Here is a 20,041-nt window from a genome sequence, read left to right on the forward strand (position 1 = left end):
GCGGGCACTATCGGGTGTTGGAGTGCTCGGCTGGGACGACCACAGGGGTGCCGGCCGCGGGCGCGGAGGCGGCGGGCAGTGGCGTCCGCGGGATCCCCGGAGTGCCCAGCTCGCCGGCGAGCCAGGGCAGCGAAGCCGCGAACACGCGGTCCGCGAACGGCCAGTCGTGTTTGCCTGGCTGCGGCACCACCGCGCAGTCGATTCCGTTGGAGCGGCCGAGCGCACAGAGCGAATAGGCCGCCGCCGTCTGATTGCCCGGATTGACGGCCGCGTCGCGTCCGGCGACGCGGATGGCGCCGCTGTCGGTGAGCTGGGGGTCGCGCCGTGGGGCCGGCGGGCCGTCAGAGGAAATCGCGAACCAGCCGGCCACGTCGCGGTACGGCCCGTGCCGGTTGATCACCGTGGTCGGATCGAAAGCCGCCCAGGCCTCGGCGTTTCCGCCGAACAGCCTGGCGATGGTTTGGGCCTTGTTGCCGGCGTTGGGGAAGAAATCGCCGGCGACGTCGACGAATGCGCTGAACATATCGGGGTGCATGACGGTCAGATCCACCGCGCAGGTCCCGCCCATCGACCAGCCGGCGACGCCCCAATTGGTCCGGCTCGGACTGACGCCGAAAGTCGAAATCATGAACGGCACAACGTCTTTGGTCAAATGGTCGGCCGCGTTGCCGCGAACCCCGTTGACGCACTCGGTGTCGTTGTTGAACGCGCCGCCGGAATCGACGAACACCAGCACCGGCGCCTTGCCGTCGTGCGCGGCCGCGAAGTCGTCGATCGTCTTGACCGCGTTGCCCGCGCGCGTCCAGTCCGCCGGCGTGTTGAACTGCCCGCCGATCATCATCACGGTCGGCAGCGGTGGAGGCGGGGTACGGGCGAACCACTCGGGCGGCAGGTAGACCAGCTCGCCCCTGTGTTTGAAGTGCGATCCGTCCGAGGGGATCGCCACTGGCACCACGGTGCCGTGCGGTGGCCGAGTCCCCTTGGCGGCCATGGCGGTAACCGTGGCCTGATCGGTCTGATCGGGCAGCGGGCCCGACGTCAGCTGACTCCACGCCGACTGGACGGTGGGGAAGTAGCCCACCCAGAGGTTGAGCATCAGCGACGTGCTGAGCAGGCATAGGGGCACTGCCAGCACCGCGGCGCCACGCCGCCAGCGGCGCGCGGTGCGCCAGCCCAGGGCCAGTACCGCCGCCGCCATGCCCGTCAGCGCGATCCAGATCCACAGCGCCGCCGGGGCGGGGTCATCGGAAAGACCGCGGTCGACGATGTACCAGTGCGTCAGGTAGGCCGCGACCCCGCCGGCCAGCGCGGCCGCCGGCATCCACACCGTGCGCCAGCGGCGCGACCGCCAGCCGACCGCCGACGTCAGCACCACCGCGGCGAGCACCTGGATCGTCGTCGGCACCCAGCCGTGCATCAGCGAGGTGTGGCTACTTGCCAGGAACTGCGCGGGCGCGCTGTCCGTCGGGTCTGTCACGTGCTTCATTGTGATCTATCGGTAACCTGCCCGGAACATATTTGCCGAATGTTCGCTTTGGGCTTTCCGGATAGTCAGGGACTCCGCTAATGCGGCTTGGCCAGCGGAAATGGCAGCGTTTCGCGAATGCTGCGGCCCGTTATGAGCATGACGAGCCGATCGATGCCCATCCCCAGCCCGCCGGTGGGGGGCATCGCGTATTCCATCGCCTGCAGGAAATCCTCGTCGAGCTCCATCGCCTCGGGATCGCCGCCGGCAGCTAACAGCGACTGCTCCTGCAGGCGGCGCCGCTGCTCGACGGGATCGGTGAGCTCGCTGTACGCGGTGGCCAGCTCGACACCCCACGCCACCAGGTCCCACCGCTCGGCGACGCCCGGCTCAGTGCGGTGCGGCCGCGTCAGCGGGGACACCGATGTCGGGAAGTCGATGTAAAACGTCGGCTCCTCGGTCCGGTCCTCCACCAGGTGTTCGTACAGTTCCAGCACCACCGCGCCGGCATCCCATTGCGCCCGATAGGGGACGTGCGCGGCATCGGAGAGCTTGCGCAGGGCGGACAGTGACGTGGTCGGGTCGATGCGCTCGCCGAGGGCTTCGGACAGGGCGTCATGGACGGTCTTGACCGCCCACACCCCGGAGACGTCGACCGGTTCCAGCCGCCCGTCGTTGCCGTGCCGCATCACCACCTGCTCGCCGTGCGCGGCCTGGGCGGCGTTCTGGATGAGCTCGCGGCATCCGTCGATCCACACCTTGTAGTCGGCGTGGGCCTGGTAGGCCTCCAGCAGGGTGAATTCCGGGTTGTGGCTGAAGTCGACACCCTCGTTGCGGAAGGCTCGCCCCAACTCGAAGACTCGCTCCACGCCGCCGACGCACAGCCGCTTCAGGTAGAGCTCCGGCGCGATGCGCAGGAACAGGTCCAGGTCGTAGGTGTTGATGTGCGTGACGAAGGGCCGGGCGGTGGCCCCGCCGTGGATCTGCTGCAGGATCGGGGTCTCGACCTCGATGAAGTCCTTGGCGAACAGTGTCTGCCTGACCGAACGCAACACCTCGCTGCGCGACTTGATCAACTCACGCGACTCGGGATTGACCGCCAGGTCGACGTAGCGGGTCCGCACCCGCGCCTCCGGGTCGGTCAGCCCCTTCCACTTGTTCGGCAACGGCCGCAGGCACTTACCGATCATCCGCCAGTCGGCCACGATCAGCGAGCGGCTTCCCTTCTTGGAAAAGCCCATGTGCCCGGACACCTCGACCAGGTCGCCCAGGTCGATGGCGGCGGTGAAGTCGGCGGTCCGTCCGCGCTGCAGCCGCGAATTGTCCAGCAGCACTTGCATTTCCCCCGACCAGTCACGCAGCTGGGCGAAGAGCACCCCGCCGTAGTCGCGGATCCGCAAGATCCTGCCCGAGACGGTGACGTCGTCGTGGTCGTCCGCGTCGAGCGCGTTGACGACGGTGTGGCTGGGCGGGGCGCCGACCGGATACGCGTCAACCCCCTCGCGCTGCAATATCTTGAGCTTGGCTAGCCGCACTCGAACCTGTTCGGGCAGGCGGGATCTGGATTCCTCCTCGTCGGCGGATTCGCGGCGCTCCCGCAGCCCGCTGACGTCCGGGGCGCTGCCGTCGTGATGCAGGAGCCCGGATTCCGCCAGCCGCGGCGGGACGGCGGGGTAATGGCCGGTGTGCGTCTTGCGCCGGCCGAACGGCAACACCAGGAATCCCTCCGCGAGGGCCGAAGCGACGCCGACCCGCGGGATCAGGCGGGCGTCCTCGTAGCAGGCGTAGCGCGGCACCCATTCCGGTTGGTACTTCATGTTCGAGCGGTACAGGGTCTCCAGCTGCCACCACCGCGAGAAGAAGAGCAACAGTCCTCGCCACAACCGGGCGACGGGACCGGCGCCGAGCTGAGCGCCCTGCTCGAACGCCGAGCGGAACATCGCGAAGTTCAGTGAAATGCGAGTGATACCAAGGGCTTCCGCGTTGAGTGCCAGGTCGCTGACCATCAGCTCGATGGTGCCGTTGGGGGACTGCGGCGAACGGCGCATCAAGTCCAGGGAAACGCCGGTGGTGCCCCACGGCACCAGTGACAGCATCGCCGCGACGTTGCCGTCGCGGTCCAGCGCTTCGACCAGCAGGCAGTCCCCGTCGGCGGGATCGCCGAGCCGGCCCAGCGCCATGGAGAAGCCACGCTCGGTCTGGGTGTCCCGCCAGGCGTCCGCGCGGGAGATGGTGTCGGCCATCGCGTCGGCGGTGATGTCGCGGTGTCGCCGGATCCGCACGGTCAACCCGGCCCGACGGGCGCGGGTCACCGCCTGACGCACCCCGCGCATGTCGGGGCCGGACAGCTTGAAGTCGGAGGTCCGCAGGATGGCTTCGTCGCCGAGCTCGAGCGCGTTCAGGCCGCCTTCACGAAACGCCCGCGCCCCCTGGGTGCTGGCGCCCATCACGCCGGGCGCCCAGCCGTAGCTCTGGCACAGACCCAGCCAGGCGTCGATGGCCTGCGGCCAGGCCCTGGGATCGCCGATCGGGTCGCCGCTGGCCAGGCAGACGCCGATCTCGACCCGGTAGGTGATGGCGGCGCGCCCGCTCTGGGCGAAGACCACCGACTTGTCGCGACGGGTGGCGAAGTAGCCCAGCGAGTCGTTCTTGCCGTACAGCTCGAGCAGCCCGCGGATCGCCGATTCGTCCTCCCCGGTCAGCGCGTTCTCCGCGCGCTGGGATTGGAAGAGCACGATCGTCGCCACGATCAGCGCCAGCGCACCGAACAGCCCGAAGATCGCGTTGAGGAACACATGCGGGCGTCCGGTGAACAGGTCCGGATCCGCCAGCGCGAACCCGACCACGCGGTTGGCCACATAGGGTAGGCGGTCCTGGCGGGCCAGCGTCCCGGGAAACAACTCGACCAGACCCCAGGACAGCAGGATCCCCACCACGTCACCGGCGACCAGCACCGCGGCGGCCTTGACCAGTGCGCCCTTGCGGACCTTGGCCCAGAACTCGCGGTAGGCCAGCACCAGCAGGACGATCGCCACGACATGTACGGCGAAGCCGAGATTCTCGCCGAAGATCTCGGCGGCGGTGTTGTCGCCCGCGGCGATGTCCGCGGCGTTGAGCGCCGCGGCCAGAATCATGTTGGCCAGCAACAGCAGCCAGGCGATGCGCTTGCGCGCGGTCAGGGCCGCGGCCAGCAGGGCCAGAATGAACGACCACGCGATGCTGGTGTCCGGGAAGTTGAACAGATAGTCGTTGATGAACTCGCGCGGGACTTTGATCAAGTACCTGATCAGCGGGGACACGCTCCCGAGCAGTGACACCGTGGCGATGACGCCCACGGTCCAGCCGGCCGCCGCCGGCACCCAGCGGAACCGCGAGTCGGACCGACCGCCGCGTCCCACACGCGGCCCCGAACGAGGAGATGCGAGAGTCACAGACCGCGAGGATATGCGCTCAATCCGGGAAAAGCTTGTCTAAGCGCCAAGTGTGGCGGGCACTAGTTGGACAGGTTTTTCGGGCCCTGCTACGGCCCGCTGGAGCCCGGCGGTCCGGCCGAAGTGCTAAAAGGCACCTCAAGGCTGCTAAACTAACGCCTGCGACCATCCCGGCGAATGCCAGGACAGTTAAGTGGAGTCCCACTCCCACCGCGAGCCGACGAAATCCCTGAGCGGGTCTTCAAGGTTTGGCGGTCCGGTCACAGGCATCGCGGATGCCTGTTCCGCGGGCAACGCGGACGGCTCGAGTAGTTTCAGCCGTGTATCGGTCGGCATTGGGCCCTGCTTGTGCAGGGCTTTTTTGCTAGTGGTGTGGTGTCTCCGCCGCTGATTCCCGGACCGACCCAGGCGGTTGTCACCGCAGGACCTAGAGAAGCCCAACAAGGGAGGCCCCATCAGCACTGAGACCCGCGTCAACGAGCGCATTCGCGTACCTGAAGTCCGATTGATCGGCCCAGGGGGAGAGCAGGTAGGCATAGTGCGCATCGAAGACGCACTGCGCGTCGCTGCGGACGCCGATCTCGACCTCGTCGAAGTTGCCCCTAATGCCAGGCCTCCGGTCTGCAAGATCATGGACTACGGCAAGTTCAAATACGAAGCGGCGCAAAAGGCGCGCGAATCACGCCGAAACCAGCAGCAGACCATCGTCAAAGAACAAAAGCTGCGACCGAAAATCGACGATCACGACTACGAGACCAAGAAGGGTCACGTCATCCGCTTCCTGGAAGCGGGATCGAAGGTGAAGGTCACCATCATGTTCCGCGGACGTGAGCAGTCGCGGCCCGAGCTGGGCTATCGGTTGCTCCAGCGCCTGGGTGCGGACGTGGCCGAATACGGCTTCGTCGAAACATCCGCCAAGCAGGACGGCCGCAACATGACGATGGTGCTGGCACCGCATCGCGGCGCGAAGACTCGCGCCAAGGCGCGGCATCCGGAAGGACCCGACGCCGGCCCCGCAGCGGACGATGCGGCCGCCGAAGCCGAACCTTCGCCGAACTGACCCACGCGAGACTCCCGAGAGCTCGAGTACTTCATAGAACAGAGGAAACATGCCCAAAGCCAAGACCCACAGCGGGGCGTCAAAGCGGTTCCGGCGCACCGGAACCGGCAAGATCGTGCGCCAGCAGGCCAACCGTCGCCATCTGCTCGAGCACAAGCCGACCAAGCGGACTCGCCGCCTCGACGGCCGAACGACGGTGTCGGCCAACGACACCAAGCGTGTCAACAGCCTGCTGAACGGCTGACCACCACGCCGGCCAGACCCGCATAGCCGAGCTGGCACGGCGACCCGACCAACCAATTGTGAACGAGAGTAGGAACAACCAATGGCACGCGTGAAGCGGGCGGTCAACGCCCACAAGAAGAGGCGCAGCATCCTGAAGGCCTCGAAGGGCTATCGCGGCCAGCGATCCCGGCTCTACCGCAAGGCCAAAGAGCAGCAACTACATTCACTGAACTACGCCTACCGCGACCGTCGTGCGCGCAAGGGCGAGTTCCGCAAACTGTGGATCTCGCGGATCAACGCGGCGGCGCGCGCCAATGACATCACCTACAACCGGCTGATCCAGGGCCTCAAGGCCGCCGGTGTGGAAGTGGACCGCAAGAACCTGTCCGACATCGCGATCGCCGACCCGGCCGCCTTCACGGCGCTGGTCGACATCGCGCGGGCGGCCCTGCCCGAGGACGTCAACGCTCCCTCGGATTCGGGAGAAGCGGCCTAACTCCCGCGGACCGGCCAGGTGCTGACCGAACGTTCGGCCAGGGTTACCGCGGCGGTCAAGTTGCACCGCCACGTCGGCCGCCGGCGGGCGGGCCGCTTCCTTGCCGAAGGCCCCAACCTCGTGGCGGCCGCCGCGCGCCGCGGGCTGGTTCGCGACGTCTTCGTCACCGAAGTCGCCCAGCAGCGTCATGCGTCGCTGCTGGCGACTTTGGATTCCGCGCGATGCCCGGTGCACTCCGTCACCGAGCGCGCCGCAAAAGCGCTGTCCGACACCGTCACCCCGGCCGGGCTGGTCGCCGTATGCGAAACGCCGGCGACCGGACTTCGGGACGTGCTGGCGGGCTCGCCCCGGCTGATCGCGGTCGCCATCGAAATCGGCGAGCCGGGCAACGCCGGCACCCTCATTCGCCTCGCCGACGCGATGGGCGCGGCCGGCGTGGTCCTCGGCGGCCACAGCGTCGACCCCTACAACGGCAAGTGCCTGCGCGCGTCGGCCGGCAGCATCTTCTCGCTCCCCGTCGCGGCCGCGCCCGACACGCTCGCCGTCCTCGACGCGTTGCGTGCGGCGGGTTTGCAGCTGCTCGCCACCACCGTGGACGGTGAGACGGGGCTCGACGAGGCCACCGAACTGCTCGGCGCACCGACGGCGTGGCTATTCGGCCCCGAATCGCACGGTCTGCCAGTCGAAATCGCTGCGGCGGCCGACCACCGGATGCGCATCCCCATGGTTGGCGGCGCGGAGAGCCTGAATGTGGCGTCGGCCGCGGCCATCTGCCTGTATCAGAGCGCGCGGGCCCTGGGCCTGCCTACGCGGCCGTAGCCGGCCGTTTGGGGCGGCCCCGTCCCGCGCGCAGGCCGGCCAGCGACAGCGTCGTGTGCACCAAAGATCCGGCGCGTTCCATCAAAACCCGGGCGGGCTGCAGCGCGGGATCGAGTGGCGACCTGGGCGGCGGCGGGAAGTAGTGCATCGGCAGCCCGCGCCGGTCGCGCGGGGGCGCCATGAATGGCGGCGCCTCGACCAGCGGAGCGTCGCTGGGCAGCCGTCCCTCGGCCCGGCGATAGGCGGCCAGCGCGCGTGGGTGCAGCCGGATCTCGTCGGGCACCGCCAGGAAAGCCAGCTCGACGACTTTGCCGAACAGGCGCAGCAACACCTCGTCGCCCGGGGTCCAGCGCATGCCGGCCTTCTCGCGCACCGCGGGTTCGAAGAGTCCGGCCGCGATCCAGCGCTGGCCGGCGACCAGCGGCTTGAAAAGCTGGTCCCAGATCGGCGTGGGCATCAGGACAAACCTCGGCTTCGGGATGCGTATCTCGAAGATGTCCAGTGTCGCCCGGTTGATTTCCAGCTCCTCGCGGCAGACCCGCTCCCAATACTCCTGGAACTCCTCCCACGATTCGGGCACCGGCCGCATGCTCACCCCGTACATCCGGTACCACTGCACGTGCTCGGCGAACAGCTGCCGCTTCTCGGCCTCGGTCAGGCCGCCGCAGAAATACTCGGCCACCTTGATGATCAGCATGAAAAACGTGGCGTGCGCCCAGTAGAAGGTTTCCGGGTTGAGCGCGTGGTAGCGCCGCCCGGCGGCGTCAGTCCCCTTGATGGTGTGGTGGTAGCTGGTGATCTGCCGGCCGGTCTGCGAGGCCCGGTCGCCGTCGTAGACCACGCCCATGATCGGGTAGACCGACCGGGCCACCCGCTGCAGCGGCTCCCGCAGCAGGATCGAATGCTCCTCGACGGCCGCGCCGAGTTCGGGATACATGTTCTGGATCGCCCCGATCCAGACCCCCATCATTCCGGTGCGCAGATCGCCAAAATATCTCCAGGTCAAAGAGTCTGGGCCCAGCGGATCGACGGATTCCGACCCGGAAGCGTGCACAGTGCCAGTCATCGCGGCCTCCTGCTCCAGTTGCGCTCACGATAACTTTGACAACGAACGTTGTCTACGATTTCGGGGATGTGTTCGCTCGGGTGTTATCGAGCTTCCACATCGATGTGGCGCCACCGTGATCAGGCGCTTTCATGCGAGATGTGACACATCCACCGGACCGGGCCGGGACTGTCGTTGCCTGCCTGCGACGAAACCAAATAACCTGGCCGGGTGGAACTCGCGCGTCGCGATCTGGACCCGGGCGAGCCCGAAGAGACCCAGGCGCAATCCGCTCCGCAACGCTCTCCGGTACACAGCGCGACTCAATGGCTGCACAGCCGCAACCGCAGCCCCGGTGCGGTTGCGTTCATCCGGCGTGCGCGCCGGCTGCTGCCGGGCGACCCCGAGTTCGGCGATCCGCTGTCCACGGCGGGTGACGGCGGTCCGCGCGCCGCGGCGCGTGCCGCCGATCGGCTACTGGGGGACGGCGACGCGGTGTCCCGCGAGGTCAGCCTCGGTGTGCTGCAGCTGTGGCAGGCGTTGACCGAGGGGGTGTCGCGCCGGCCGGCCAACCCGGAGGTGACCCTCGTCTTCACCGACCTGGTCGGCTTCTCCACATGGGCCCTGGAGGCAGGTGACGACGCGGCGCTGGCGTTGCTCCGGCAGGTGGCGCGGGCCGTCGAGCCACCGCTGCTCGACGCGGGCGGACACATCGTCAAACGGATGGGCGACGGCCTGATGGCGGTGTTCGGCGATCCGACGGTCGCCGTGCGGGCCGCGCTGGCCGCCAAAAAGGCGCTGAAATCCGTCGAGGTGGCCGGTCACACTCCCCGGATGCGGGTCGGAATTCACACCGGGCGACCGCAGCGGCTGGCTGCGGACTGGCTTGGCGTCGATGTGAACATCGCCGCACGAGTTATGGAAAGAGCCACCAAGGGTGGAATCATGGTGTCGAGTTCGACGTTAGATCTCATACCGCAAAGCGAGTTGGACGCGTTGGGCGTCGAGGCCAAACGCACGAGGAAGCCGGTCTTCGCGCCGAAGCCCGCCGGCATCCCCGACGATTTGGCGATATATCGCCTCAAGACTCTTAAGGAGTTGTCAGGCTCTGATGACACGGCCGAGACAGAACCGCAGCCATAATGGACGCCAATGGTAGGGGGCATCCTGGCCCGGCTCGCCCGGGTCCAATTCACACTCGGGTACGCGGCGCTGCTGCTCGCCATCAGTTGCGCGATCCTGGCCCTCGGCCCGCACGCGCATGACGTCATCGTTCAGCGGGCCAGCACCAACGTGCACAACCTTGCCCACGGCCACCTGGGCACGCTGCTGGGCAGCGCGCTGGTGGTCGACGCCGGCCCGCTCTACTTCTGGCTGCCCTTCCTGACCTGCCTGCTGGCGCTCGCCGAGCTTCACCTGCGCACCATTCGGCTGGTGGTGGCCTTCGTCGTCGGCCACATCGGTGCGACGCTGCTGGTGGCTGCCGCGCTGGCCGCGTCGGTCGAGTGCGGCTGGTTGCCCCTGTCGATCACCCGGGCCAGCGACGTCGGGATGAGCTATGGCGCCCTGGCCGTGCTCGGCGCGATGACGGCCGTGATTCCCTCCCGCTGGCGGGCCGCCTGGGTCGGCTGGTGGGTGTCGGCGGGCATCGTCTCGGCGATCGTCGGCGGTGATTTCACCGATGCCGGTCACACCGTCGCGGTGATCCTCGGCGTGCTGGTCTCCGCCCGGTTCCGGCAGCCGATCCACTGGACGCCGGCTCGGTACCTGATGCTGGCGGCGTCGTCGGGCTTCGGCTTCCTGATGCTGGCCCACCACTGGGGGACCCTGGCGGCGACACCGGTGTTCGGTCTCATCGGCGCCTTCGTCGCCTACTACGTGGCGAAGTTGGCCGGCGATCGACGCGTTGTGGCCATGCCGCTCGACGTCGACGACACGCTGGCCGGACCGCAGCCGGCCGTCGCCGGCTAGGCCAGTCCCCGGCCGACCGTCGCCCTCGGCGACCGCCGGCCGCTCACTGCCAAGCGCCCGCCGGATGCGATGCATCGAATCACTATGATCAGCACTTGCTGCCGGGCAACTTGCAGCCAACCAACAGCCGAGGAGAGTGTCGCCGCGTGGGTGATCAACCCGTCGACCTGTCGCCGGCAGCCCTGGCCCAAGCGGTCAGCGCCGCCCGGGAGGCATTCACGCGCGCCGGCGATCTCGACACACTGGCGCATGTCAAAACCGAGCACCTCGGTGACCGCTCACCGCTGGCGCTGGCGCGCCAGGCGCTGGGCGCCATCTCGAAGGACGAGCGTGCCGACGCCGGCAAGCGGGTCAACGCCGCCCGATCCGAAGCCCAACAGGGTTACGACGAGCGGCTCGCGGTCCTGCGGGCCGAACGCGACGCCGCGGTGCTGGTCGCCGAGGGCATCGACGTCACGCTGCCCTCCACACGGCAGCCGACCGGCGCGCGGCACCCGATCACGATCCTGGCCGAGCACATCGCCGACACCTTCATCGCCATGGGCTGGGAACTGGCGGAGGGCCCGGAGGTCGAGACCGAGCAGTTCAACTTCGACGCGCTCAACTTTCCAGCCGACCACCCCGCCCGCAGCGAGCAGGACACCTTCTACATCGCGCCCGACGGTTCCCGGCAACTGCTGCGCACCCACACCTCGCCGGTGCAGGTGCGCACCCTGCTCGCCCGCGAGCTACCCGTCTACATCGTGTCGATCGGCCGGACGTTTCGCACCGACGAACTCGACGCCACCCACACGCCGGTCTTCCACCAGGTCGAGGGCTTGGCGGTGGACCGCGGCCTGACCATGGCGCACCTGCGCGGAACGCTGGATGCGTTCGCGCGCGCCGAGTTCGGTCCCGAGGCGCGCACCCGGATCCGGCCGCACTTCTTCCCGTTCACCGAACCGTCCGCCGAGGTCGACGTCTGGTTCGTCGGCAAGAAGGGCGGCGCCGGCTGGGTGGAGTGGGGCGGCTGCGGGATGGTGCATCCAAACGTGTTGCGCGCCGCCGGAATTGACCCGGACGTCTATTCCGGTTTCGCCTTCGGCATGGGGCTGGAACGGACGCTGCAGTTCCGCAACGGGATTCCGGACATGCGCGACATGGTCGAGGGTGACGTCCGCTTCTCGCTGCCGTTCGGGGTGGGTGCCTGATGCGTGTTCCCTACAGCTGGCTGCGTGAGATCGTGGCGTCCGGCGCGCCGGATTGGGATGTCACCCCCGAGGAGCTCGAACAGACACTGGTGCGCATCGGCCACGAGGTCGAAGAAGTCATCACCCTCGGACCGGTCGAGGGCCCGCTGACCGTGGGCCGGGTCACCGCCATCGAAGAACTCACCGGTTTCAAAAAGCCGATCCGGTTCTGCCACGTCGACGTCGGCGAGGGTAACGAACGCGAAATCGTTTGCGGTGCAACCAACTTCGCTGTGGGCGATCTCATCGTCGCGGCGCTGCCCGGAACCACATTGCCCGGTGACTTCACCATCGCCGCCCGCAAGACCTACGGGCGCAAGTCCGACGGGATGATCTGCTCGGCAGCAGAACTCGGCATGGGCGCCGACCACTCCGGGATCCTGGTGCTGCCGCCGGGCACCGCAGACCCGGGAGCCGACGGCGCGGCGGTGCTGGGACTCGACGACGTGATCTTTCACCTGGCGATCACGCCCGATCGCGGCTATTGCATGTCGCTGCGCGGCCTGGGCCGCGAGATCGCCTGCGCCTACGACCTGGACTACGTCGATCCCGCCGGCAGCCAGGTGGTCAAGCCGCTGCCGGTCAACGGCGAGGCGTGGCCGCTGACGGTGCAGCCCGGCACCGGTGTGCGGCGCTTCGCGCTGCGGCCTGTCATCGGCATCGACCCCGCGGCCGTTTCGCCGTGGTGGCTGCAGCGCCGGCTGCTGTTGTCCGGCATCCGCGCGACCTCCCCGGCGGTCGACGTGACCAACTACGTGATGCTCGAGCTCGGCCACCCCATGCACGCCCACGACCGCAAACGGATCACCGGAAGCTTCGGCGTGCGGTTCGCCCGGCCCGGCGAGACCGTGGTGACCCTCGACGACATCGAGCGCAAACTCGAGCCGGCCGATGTTCTCATCGTCGACGACACCGCGACCACCGCGATCGGCGGCGTGATGGGCGCGGCGAGCACCGAGGTGCGCCCCGATTCGACCGACGTACTGCTCGAGGCCGCGGTCTGGGATCCTGCCGCCGTCTCGCGCACCCAGCGCAGGCTGCACCTGCCCAGCGAAGCCGCCCGGCGCTACGAGCGAGGGGTGGACCCGGCGATCTCGGTGGTCGCGCTGGACCGGTGCGCCACGCTGCTGGCCGACATCGCGGGCGGCGAGGTCTGCGACGGCCTGACCGATTGGCGCGGTGACCCGCCGCGCGACGACTGGGCCCTGCCGCCCATCGAGATCGCCATCGACCTGCCGGACCGCCTAGCCGGGGTGGGCTATGCGCCCGGCACGACGGCCAAGCGGCTCACCCAGATCGGCGCCGACGTGGCGGGACGGGGCGGCACACTGACGGTGACGCCACCCAGTTGGCGTCCCGACCTCGTGCAGCCCGCCGACCTCGTCGAGGAGGTGCTGCGGCTCGAGGGGCTGGAAGCCATTCCATCGGTGCTACCGTCGGCGCCGGCCGGCCGGGGCCTGTCCGCGGTGCAAAAGCGTCGCCGCGCCATCGGCAGGTCTTTGGCCCAGTCCGGTTACGTCGAGATCCTGCCGACTCCGTTTCTGCCCGCCGGCGTGTTCGACCTGTGGGGCCTGGCGGCCGACGACCCACGGCGCACGACCACCAACGTGCTCAACCCGCTGGAAGCCGACCGCCCGCAGCTGGCCACCACGCTGTTGCCCGCGTTGCTGGAAGCCTTGGTGCGCAACGTCTCTCGCGGCCTGGTCGACATCTCGCTGTATGCCCTCGCGCAGGTGGTCCAGCCGACGGCAAAAACCCGCGCCGTGGAGCTCATTCCCGTCGACCGCCGGCCCACCGGCGACGAGATCGCCGCGCTCGACGCCGCGTTGCCCCGGCAGCCGCAGCACGTCGCGGCGGTGCTGACCGGCCTGCGCGAGCACCGCGGGCCCTGGGGCCCCGGCCGCCGGGCCGAGGCGGCCGACGCGTTCGAGGCGGTGCGCATCATCGCCCGCGCCGGCGGGATCGACGTTCGGTTGCGCGCCGCGCAGCAGCTGCCGTGGCATCCCGGGCGGTGCGCCGAGGTGCTCGTAGGCGACACCCCGGTCGGCTATGCGGGCCAGCTGCATCCCGCGATGATCGAGCGGTCCGGGCTGCCCAAGGGCACCTGCGCCCTCGAGCTGAACCTGGACGCGATGCCCATCCCGCTGACGCTGCCCGCGCCCCGAGTATCGCCGTTCCCGGCGGTCTTCCAGGACGTCAGCCTGGTGGTAGCGGCAGACGTACCGGCTCGGGCGGTGGCCGACGCGGTACGCGAGGGCGCGGGGGAGTTGCTCGAGGACCTGCAGTTGTTCGACGTGTTCACCGGCCCGCAGGTCGGCGAGGACCGCAAGTCGCTGACCTTCGCGCTGCGGTTCCGCGCACCCGACCGCACGCTGACCGAGGACGACGCCACCGCGGCCCGCGACGCGGCGGTCCGCCGCGCCGCCGAGGCGGTCGGCGCGGAGCTGCGCGCGTAGTGGAATGGATTTGCAAAGCACTGCATAACCATGCAGAATCGGCGGAATGGCCGACGGGATGAAGGTGGCGGTTGCCGGTGCCAGCGGATACGCGGGCGGTGAAGTCCTACGTCTGCTGCTCGGCCACCCGGCCTACGCACACGGGCGCCTCACGATAGGCGCCGTGACCGCGGCAGCCAGCGCCGGCAGCACGCTCGGCGAGCACCACGCGCACCTGACACCGCTGGCCCAGCGCGTCGTCGAACCGACCGAGCTCGACGTGCTTGCCGGCCACGATGTGGTGTTCCTGGCCTTGCCGCACGGCCATTCGGCCGCGCTGGCCGAACAGCTCGGCCCCGACACCCTGATCATCGACTGCGGCGCCGACTTCCGGCTCACCGACGCCGCCGCGTGGGAGCGGTTCTACGGATCGCCGCACGCCGGTAGTTGGCCGTACGGGCTGCCGGAGCTGCCCGGCGCTCGCGAGCGGTTGCGCGGCGCCCGGCGCATCGCGGTTCCCGGCTGCTACCCGACCGCGGCGCTGCTGGCGTTGCTGCCCGCCGTGGCCGAGGACCTCATCGAGCCCGCTGTCACCGTGGTCGCCGTCAGCGGCACCTCCGGGGCCGGACGGGCCGCCAAGACCGACCTGCTGGGCGCCGAGGTCATCGGCTCGGCGCGGGCCTACAACATCGCCGGGGCGCACCGGCACACCCCCGAGATCGCGCAGGGCCTGGGCGCCGTCACCGGCCGCGACGTCACCGTGTCATTCACCCCGGTGCTCATCCCGACGTCGCGCGGCATCCTGGCGACGTGTACCGCACGCACGCGGGCACCGCTGCCGCGGCTGCGGGAAGCCTACGAAAAGGCCTACCACGCAGAACCTTTCATCTATCTGATGCCCGAAGGGCAGCTGCCCCGCACCGGGGCCGTGATCGGCAGCAACGCGGCGCACATCGCCGTCGCGGTCGACGAGGCGGCGAGCACGTTCGTGGCGATCGCCGCGATCGACAACCTGGTCAAGGGAACGGCCGGTGCCGCCGTGCAGTCGATGAACCTAGCGCTGGGTTGGCCGGAGACGGAGGGCCTTTCGGTGATCGGGGTGGCGCCATGACGTCCACGGCTGCCCAGGTGCGGTTGCTGCGCGAACAAGGCGTCACCGCGCCGGCCGGATTTCGGGCCGCCGGCATCGCCGCCGGGATCAAGGCCTCGGGCAATCGCGACCTGGCCCTGGTCTTCAACGAAGGACCCGACTACGCGGCGGCCGGGGTGTTCACCCGCAACAAGGTCAAAGCCGCGCCGGTGTTGTGGAGCCAGCAGGTACTGAGCACCGGCGCGCTGCGCGCGGTGATCCTCAACTCCGGCGGCGCCAACGCCTGCACCGGACCGGGGGGCTTCGGAGACACGCACGCCACCGCGGAAGCCGTCGCGGCGGCGTTGTCGGACTGGGGCACCGAGACCGGCGCCATCGAGGTCGCCGTGTGCTCGACGGGATTGATCGGCGACCGGTTGCCGATGGACAAGGTGCTCGCCGGGGTACGCACGGTCGTGCAGGACATGGCCGGCGGCCTGTCCGGCGGCGACGAGGCCGCGCAGGCGATCATGACCACCGACACCGTGCCCAAACAGGTTGCGCTGCACCATCCGGGCAACTGGACGGTCGGCGGGATGGCCAAGGGCGCCGGCATGCTCGCGCCGTCACTGGCCACGATGCTCTGCGTGCTCACCACCGACGCGGCCGTCGACGCCGCGGCGCTGGACTCCGCACTGCGTCATGCCAGCGCCCGCACCTTCGACCGGCTCGACATCGACGGCGCCTGCTCGACCAACGACACGGTGCTGCTGCTCACTTCGGGGGCCAGCGGGATCGGGCCCAGCCAGGGCGATCTCGACGAGGCCGTGCTGCGGGTCTGCGACGACCTGTGCGCCCAGCTGCAGGCCGACGCCGAGGGCGTCACGAAGCGGGTCAATGTCAACGTGCAGGGGGCGGCCTCCGAGGATGACGCTCTGGTCGCCGCCCGGACGATCGCCCGCGACTCCCTGGTCAAGACGGCGGTGTTCGGCTCGGACCCGAACTGGGGCCGGGTGTTGGCGGCCGTTGGAATGGCGCCCATCGACCTGGATCCGGACCGGATCACTGTGTCGTTCAATGGCTTTGAAGTCTTCGCCAAAGGGTCCGGAACCCCGGGTGCCCGCGAGGTCGACCTCTCGGGACCCGACATCGATATCACGGTCGATCTGGGGCTCGGCGACGGCCGGGTCACCATCCGGACCACCGACCTGTCGCACGGCTACGTCGAAGAGAACTCGGCCTACAGCTCATGAGCCGCGCCGGCGACGATGCAGAACGAAGTGATGGGGAGGAGCGGCGCTGATGAGCTCAGCCACCGAATCGCTGCCTACCGCGGTCAAAGCGGAGGTGCTCGCCGAAGCCCTGCCCTGGCTAAAACAGTTGCACGGCAAGATCGTCGTCATCAAGTACGGCGGCAACGCCATGACCGACGACACCCTGCGCCACGCGTTCGCCGCCGACATGGCGTTCCTGCGCAACTGCGGCGTGCATCCCGTCGTGGTGCACGGCGGCGGCCCGCAGATCAGCGCGATGCTGCGCCGGCTCGGCATCCCCGGCGACTTCAAGGGTGGATTCCGGGTCACCACACCGGAAGTGCTCGACGTGGCGCGGATGGTGTTGTTCGGCCAGGTCGGGCGCGAGCTGGTCAATCTGATCAACGCGCACGGACCGTATGCCGTCGGCATCACCGGCGAGGACGCCCAGCTGTTCACCGCCGTGCGGCGCAGCGTCACGGTGGACGGCGTGGCCACCGACATCGGCCTGGTCGGTGACGTCGAGATGGTCAACACGGCCGCTGTGCTGGATCTGATTGCGGCGCGGCGTATTCCGGTGGTATCAACGCTGGCCCCGGACGCCGAGGGTGTGGTGCACAACATCAACGCCGACACCGCCGCGGCGGCGCTGGCCGAAGCGCTGCGCGCCGAGAAGCTCTTGATGCTCACCGATGTCGAGGGCCTGTACACCAGCTGGCCGGACCGCGGCTCGCTGGTCAGCGAAATCGACACCGCGACACTGTCACAACTGCTACCCACACTGGAGGCCGGCATGATTCCCAAAGTCGAAGCCTGTCTGCGGGCGGTGACCGCGGGCGTGCCGAGCGCGCACGTCATCGACGGGCGCGTCGAACACTGCGTGCTGGTTGAGCTTTTCACCGATGCGGGCACCGGCACCAAGGTGGTGAGCGCGTGACAAACACGGACACCATCAAACAGCGGTGGGAAGCCGTGATGATGAACAACTACGGCACCCCACCGATGGCTTTGGCCACCGGGGACGGCGCCGTGGTCACCGACGTGGACGGCAAGACCTACCTCGACCTGCTCGGCGGCATCGCGGTCAACGTGCTCGGCCATCGCCACCCCGCGATCATCGAGGCGGTCACCCACCAGATGTCGACGCTGGGCCACACGTCGAATCTGTATGCCACCGAACCCAGCATCGCGCTGGCCGAAGAACTGGTGAACCTCCTGGGCGCCGATTCTGCGGCGCGGGTGTTCTTCTGCAACTCCGGGACCGAGGCCAACGAGGTGGCGTTCAAGCTGTCCCGGCTCACCGGACGCACCAAACTCGTTGCCGCACACGAGGCTTTTCACGGCCGAACCATGGGATCGCTGGCCCTGACCGGTCAGCCGAGCAAGCAGGCGCCGTTCGCGCCGCTGCCCGGCGACGTCACGCACGTGCCCTACGGCGACGCCCACGCGCTGGCCGCCGCGGTCGACGACGCCACCGCCGCCGTGTTCTTGGAACCGATCATGGGGGAGAGCGGCGTCGTCGTCCCCCCCGAGGGCTACCTGGTCGCCGCGCGCGACATCACCGCGCGGCACGGGGCGCTGCTGGTGCTCGACGAGGTGCAGACCGGGATGGGCCGCACCGGAACGTTTTTCGCCTACCAGCACGACGGCATCACCCCGGATGTGGTGACGCTGGCCAAGGGGCTCGGCGGCGGCCTGCCCATCGGCGCGTGCCTGGCCGTCGGCCCGGCCGCGGACCTGCTGACCCCCGGCCTGCACGGCAGCACCTTCGGCGGCAACCCGATCTGCGCCGCGGCGGCGCTCGCGGTGCTGCGGGTGCTGGCCGAGCAGAACCTGGTCCGGCACGCCGAGACGCTGGGCAAGTCGTTGCGCCACGGCATCGAGGCGCATGCCCACCCGCTGGTCGACCACGTGCGCGGCCGCGGCCTGCTCTGCGGCGTGGCGCTCACCGCGCCGCGCGCCAAGGACGCCGAAGCGGCCGCACGCCGGGCCGGGTTCTTGGTGAACGCGGCCGCACCCGATGTCCTGCGGCTGGCGCCTCCGCTGATCATCACCGAGGCCCAGATCGACGGCTTCGTCGCGGCGCTGCCGGGCATCCTCAATGAATCCGCCGGAGCCGCAGCATGACTCGTCACTTCCTTCGCGACGACGACCTGTCGCCGACCGAGCAGGCCGAGGTGCTGCAACTCGCCGCCGAACTGAAAAAGGATCCCTTCAGCGTCCGACCGCTGGACGGCCCGCGCGGGGTCGCGGTCCTGTTCGACAAGAACTCCACCCGCACCCGGTTCTCATTCGAGATGGGGATCGCCCAGCTCGGCGGGCACGCCGTCGTCGTCGACGCCCGCAGCACCCAGCTGGGCCGCGACGAAACGCTGGAGGACACCGCGCGGGTGCTGTCGCGCTACGTCGAGGCCATCGTCTGGCGGACGTTCGGCCAGGAGCGCCTCGAGGCCATGGCCGCGACCGCGACGGTGCCGGTCATCAACGCGCTCTCCGACGAATTCCATCCCTGCCAGGTGCTCGCCGATCTGCAGACCATCGCCGAGCGCAAGGGCTCGCTCACCGGTTTGCGCATGACCTATTTCGGCGACGGCGCCAACAACATGGCCCACTCGCTGATGCTCGGTGGCGTCACGGCCGGCATTCACGTGACCGTCGCCGCCCCGGACGGTTTCACCCCCGCCGCGGCGTTCGTGACGGCGGCCCGGCGGCGCGCCGAAGACACCGGGGCCTCGGTCACCGTCACCACCGACGCCGACGCTGCCGCGCGCGGCGCCGACGTCCTGGTCACCGACACCTGGACGTCGATGGGGCAGGAGGACGACGGGCTGGACCGCCGCACGCCGTTTCGGCCCTACCAGATCAACGCCCACCTGCTGTCGCTGACCGATCCGGAAGCGATTGTGCTGCACTGCCTTCCGGCTCACCGCGGCGACGAGATCACCGACGAGGTGATGGACGGGCCGGCCAGCGTGGTCTGGGACGAGGCCGAAAATCGGTTGCACGCCCAAAAAGCGCTGCTGGCATGGCTTTTGGAGCGCCGCTCGTGACCCGCTCGAAGACCACACCCGAAACCACCCGGGCCGGCCGGCAGGCGCGCATCGTGGCCATCCTGTCGTCGGCCGAGGTGCGCAGCCAGAGCGAACTGGCCGCGCTGCTGGCCGACGAAGGCATCGACGTCACCCAGGCCACCCTGTCGCGCGACCTGGAAGAGCTGGGCGCGGTGAAGCTGCGCGGCGCCGACGGCGGCGTCGGGGTCTACATGGTGCCCGAGGACGGCAACCCGGTGCGCGGGGTATCCGGCGGCACCGCAAGGCTGTCCCGGCTGCTGAGCGAACTGCTGGTGTCCGCCGACGCCAGCGCCAACCTCGCCGTGCTGCGCACCCCGCCGGGCGCCGCCGACTATCTGGCCAGCGCCATCGACCGCGCGGCGCTACCGTACGTCGTCGGCACCATCGCCGGCGATGACACCGTCTTCGTGGCCGCTCGAGAGCCGATGACCGGCGCCGAGCTGGCCGCCACCCTGGAAAAACTCACGTAAGC

Annotated in this window: 16 protein-coding genes and 1 pseudogene; 14 read left to right on the top strand and 3 right to left on the bottom strand. The window is 69.2% G+C overall.

The window, feature by feature from the left end; all coding sequences use genetic code 11:
• Positions 1-7: 7 nt before the first annotated feature.
• Together A5753_RS08485 and lysX are read right to left on the bottom strand one after the other, a co-directional pair.
• A complete protein-coding gene (locus tag A5753_RS08485) occupies positions 8-1,486 on the bottom strand; it encodes an alpha/beta hydrolase family protein (protein ID WP_197694630.1) in 1,479 nt (492 codons plus the stop codon).
• 77 nt (positions 1,487-1,563) lie between these two features.
• On the bottom strand, positions 1,564-4,896 hold the full coding sequence (lysX, locus tag A5753_RS08490) for a bifunctional lysylphosphatidylglycerol synthetase/lysine--tRNA ligase LysX (protein WP_369829300.1): 3,333 nt from the start codon (positions 4,894-4,896) through the stop codon (positions 1,564-1,566).
• A gap of 454 nt (positions 4,897-5,350) precedes the next feature.
• Between lysX and infC the strand changes: the two genes are divergently transcribed.
• The 4 genes from infC (at position 5,351) to A5753_RS08510 (ending at position 7,496) form a co-directional block, all read left to right on the top strand.
• On the top strand, positions 5,351-5,956 hold the full coding sequence (infC, locus tag A5753_RS08495) for a translation initiation factor IF-3 (RefSeq protein WP_082971234.1): 606 nt from the start codon (positions 5,351-5,353) through the stop codon (positions 5,954-5,956).
• A gap of 49 nt (positions 5,957-6,005) precedes the next feature.
• On the top strand, positions 6,006-6,200 hold the full coding sequence (rpmI, locus tag A5753_RS08500; protein WP_066882282.1) for a 50S ribosomal protein L35: 195 nt from the start codon (positions 6,006-6,008) through the stop codon (positions 6,198-6,200).
• A gap of 81 nt (positions 6,201-6,281) precedes the next feature.
• Positions 6,282-6,677: a 50S ribosomal protein L20 gene (gene rplT, locus A5753_RS08505; RefSeq protein ID WP_007776071.1), complete on the top strand. Its 396-nt coding sequence runs from the start codon at positions 6,282-6,284 to the stop codon at positions 6,675-6,677.
• A gap of 18 nt (positions 6,678-6,695) precedes the next feature.
• Positions 6,696-7,496 (top strand): RNA methyltransferase, encoded by an 801-nt coding sequence (locus A5753_RS08510; protein WP_067125719.1) that lies wholly within the window; start codon positions 6,696-6,698, stop codon positions 7,494-7,496.
• On the opposite strand, the gene A5753_RS08515 is transcribed toward A5753_RS08510, so the two are convergent.
• Positions 7,483-8,562, bottom strand: coding sequence for an oxygenase MpaB family protein (locus tag A5753_RS08515; RefSeq protein WP_067125722.1), 1,080 nt, complete (start codon positions 8,560-8,562; stop codon positions 7,483-7,485). The two genes, A5753_RS08510 and A5753_RS08515, sit on opposite strands and share 14 nt — an antisense overlap.
• Before the next feature lie 210 nt (positions 8,563-8,772).
• On the opposite strand from A5753_RS08515, the gene A5753_RS08520 reads away from it, so the two are divergent.
• From A5753_RS08520 to A5753_RS08565, 10 genes and pseudogenes are all read left to right on the top strand, one after another.
• Positions 8,773-9,684 (top strand): adenylate/guanylate cyclase domain-containing protein, encoded by a 912-nt coding sequence (locus tag A5753_RS08520; protein WP_067125724.1) that lies wholly within the window; start codon positions 8,773-8,775, stop codon positions 9,682-9,684.
• Positions 9,685-9,693: 9 nt separating this feature from the next.
• Positions 9,694-10,512: a rhomboid-like protein gene (locus A5753_RS08525; protein ID WP_067125726.1), complete on the top strand. Its 819-nt coding sequence runs from the start codon at positions 9,694-9,696 to the stop codon at positions 10,510-10,512.
• Positions 10,513-10,658: 146 nt separating this feature from the next.
• A complete protein-coding gene (gene pheS, locus A5753_RS08530; protein ID WP_067125728.1) occupies positions 10,659-11,702 on the top strand; it encodes a phenylalanine--tRNA ligase subunit alpha in 1,044 nt (347 codons plus the stop codon).
• Positions 11,702-14,197, top strand: a complete 2,496-nt coding sequence (gene pheT, locus A5753_RS08535) for a phenylalanine--tRNA ligase subunit beta (RefSeq protein WP_067125730.1) — start codon at positions 11,702-11,704, stop codon at positions 14,195-14,197. Before pheS ends, pheT begins: the two co-directional genes overlap by 1 nt.
• Before the next feature lie 30 nt (positions 14,198-14,227).
• A pseudogene (gene argC / locus A5753_RS08540) lies at positions 14,228-15,287 on the top strand (N-acetyl-gamma-glutamyl-phosphate reductase).
• Entirely contained in the window at positions 15,284-16,498 is a 1,215-nt protein-coding gene (argJ, locus tag A5753_RS08545) for a bifunctional glutamate N-acetyltransferase/amino-acid acetyltransferase ArgJ (protein ID WP_067125733.1), read from the top strand. The pseudogene argC and the gene argJ overlap by 4 nt, the downstream one beginning before the upstream one ends.
• A gap of 49 nt (positions 16,499-16,547) precedes the next feature.
• Entirely contained in the window at positions 16,548-17,435 is an 888-nt protein-coding gene (argB, locus tag A5753_RS08550; RefSeq protein ID WP_067125735.1) for an acetylglutamate kinase, read from the top strand.
• Positions 17,432-18,625, top strand: a complete 1,194-nt coding sequence (locus A5753_RS08555) for an acetylornithine transaminase (protein ID WP_156656022.1) — start codon at positions 17,432-17,434, stop codon at positions 18,623-18,625. The genes argB and A5753_RS08555 overlap by 4 nt, the downstream gene beginning before the upstream one ends.
• Positions 18,622-19,548 carry an ornithine carbamoyltransferase gene (gene argF / locus A5753_RS08560; protein ID WP_067125737.1) on the top strand — a complete coding sequence of 309 codons (927 nt, stop codon included), beginning with the start codon at positions 18,622-18,624 and terminating at the stop codon, positions 19,546-19,548. The genes A5753_RS08555 and argF overlap by 4 nt, the downstream gene beginning before the upstream one ends.
• Complete coding sequence (locus A5753_RS08565; RefSeq protein WP_067125740.1) at positions 19,524-20,039, top strand: arginine repressor; 516 nt, start codon at positions 19,524-19,526, stop codon at positions 20,037-20,039. Before argF ends, A5753_RS08565 begins: the two co-directional genes overlap by 25 nt.
• The last annotated feature ends 2 nt before the right edge of the window (positions 20,040-20,041 follow it).

The sequence above is a fragment of the Mycobacterium sp. 852002-51971_SCH5477799-a genome (assembly GCF_001667145.1).
In the GTDB taxonomy this organism is placed as follows: domain Bacteria; phylum Actinomycetota; class Actinomycetes; order Mycobacteriales; family Mycobacteriaceae; genus Mycobacterium.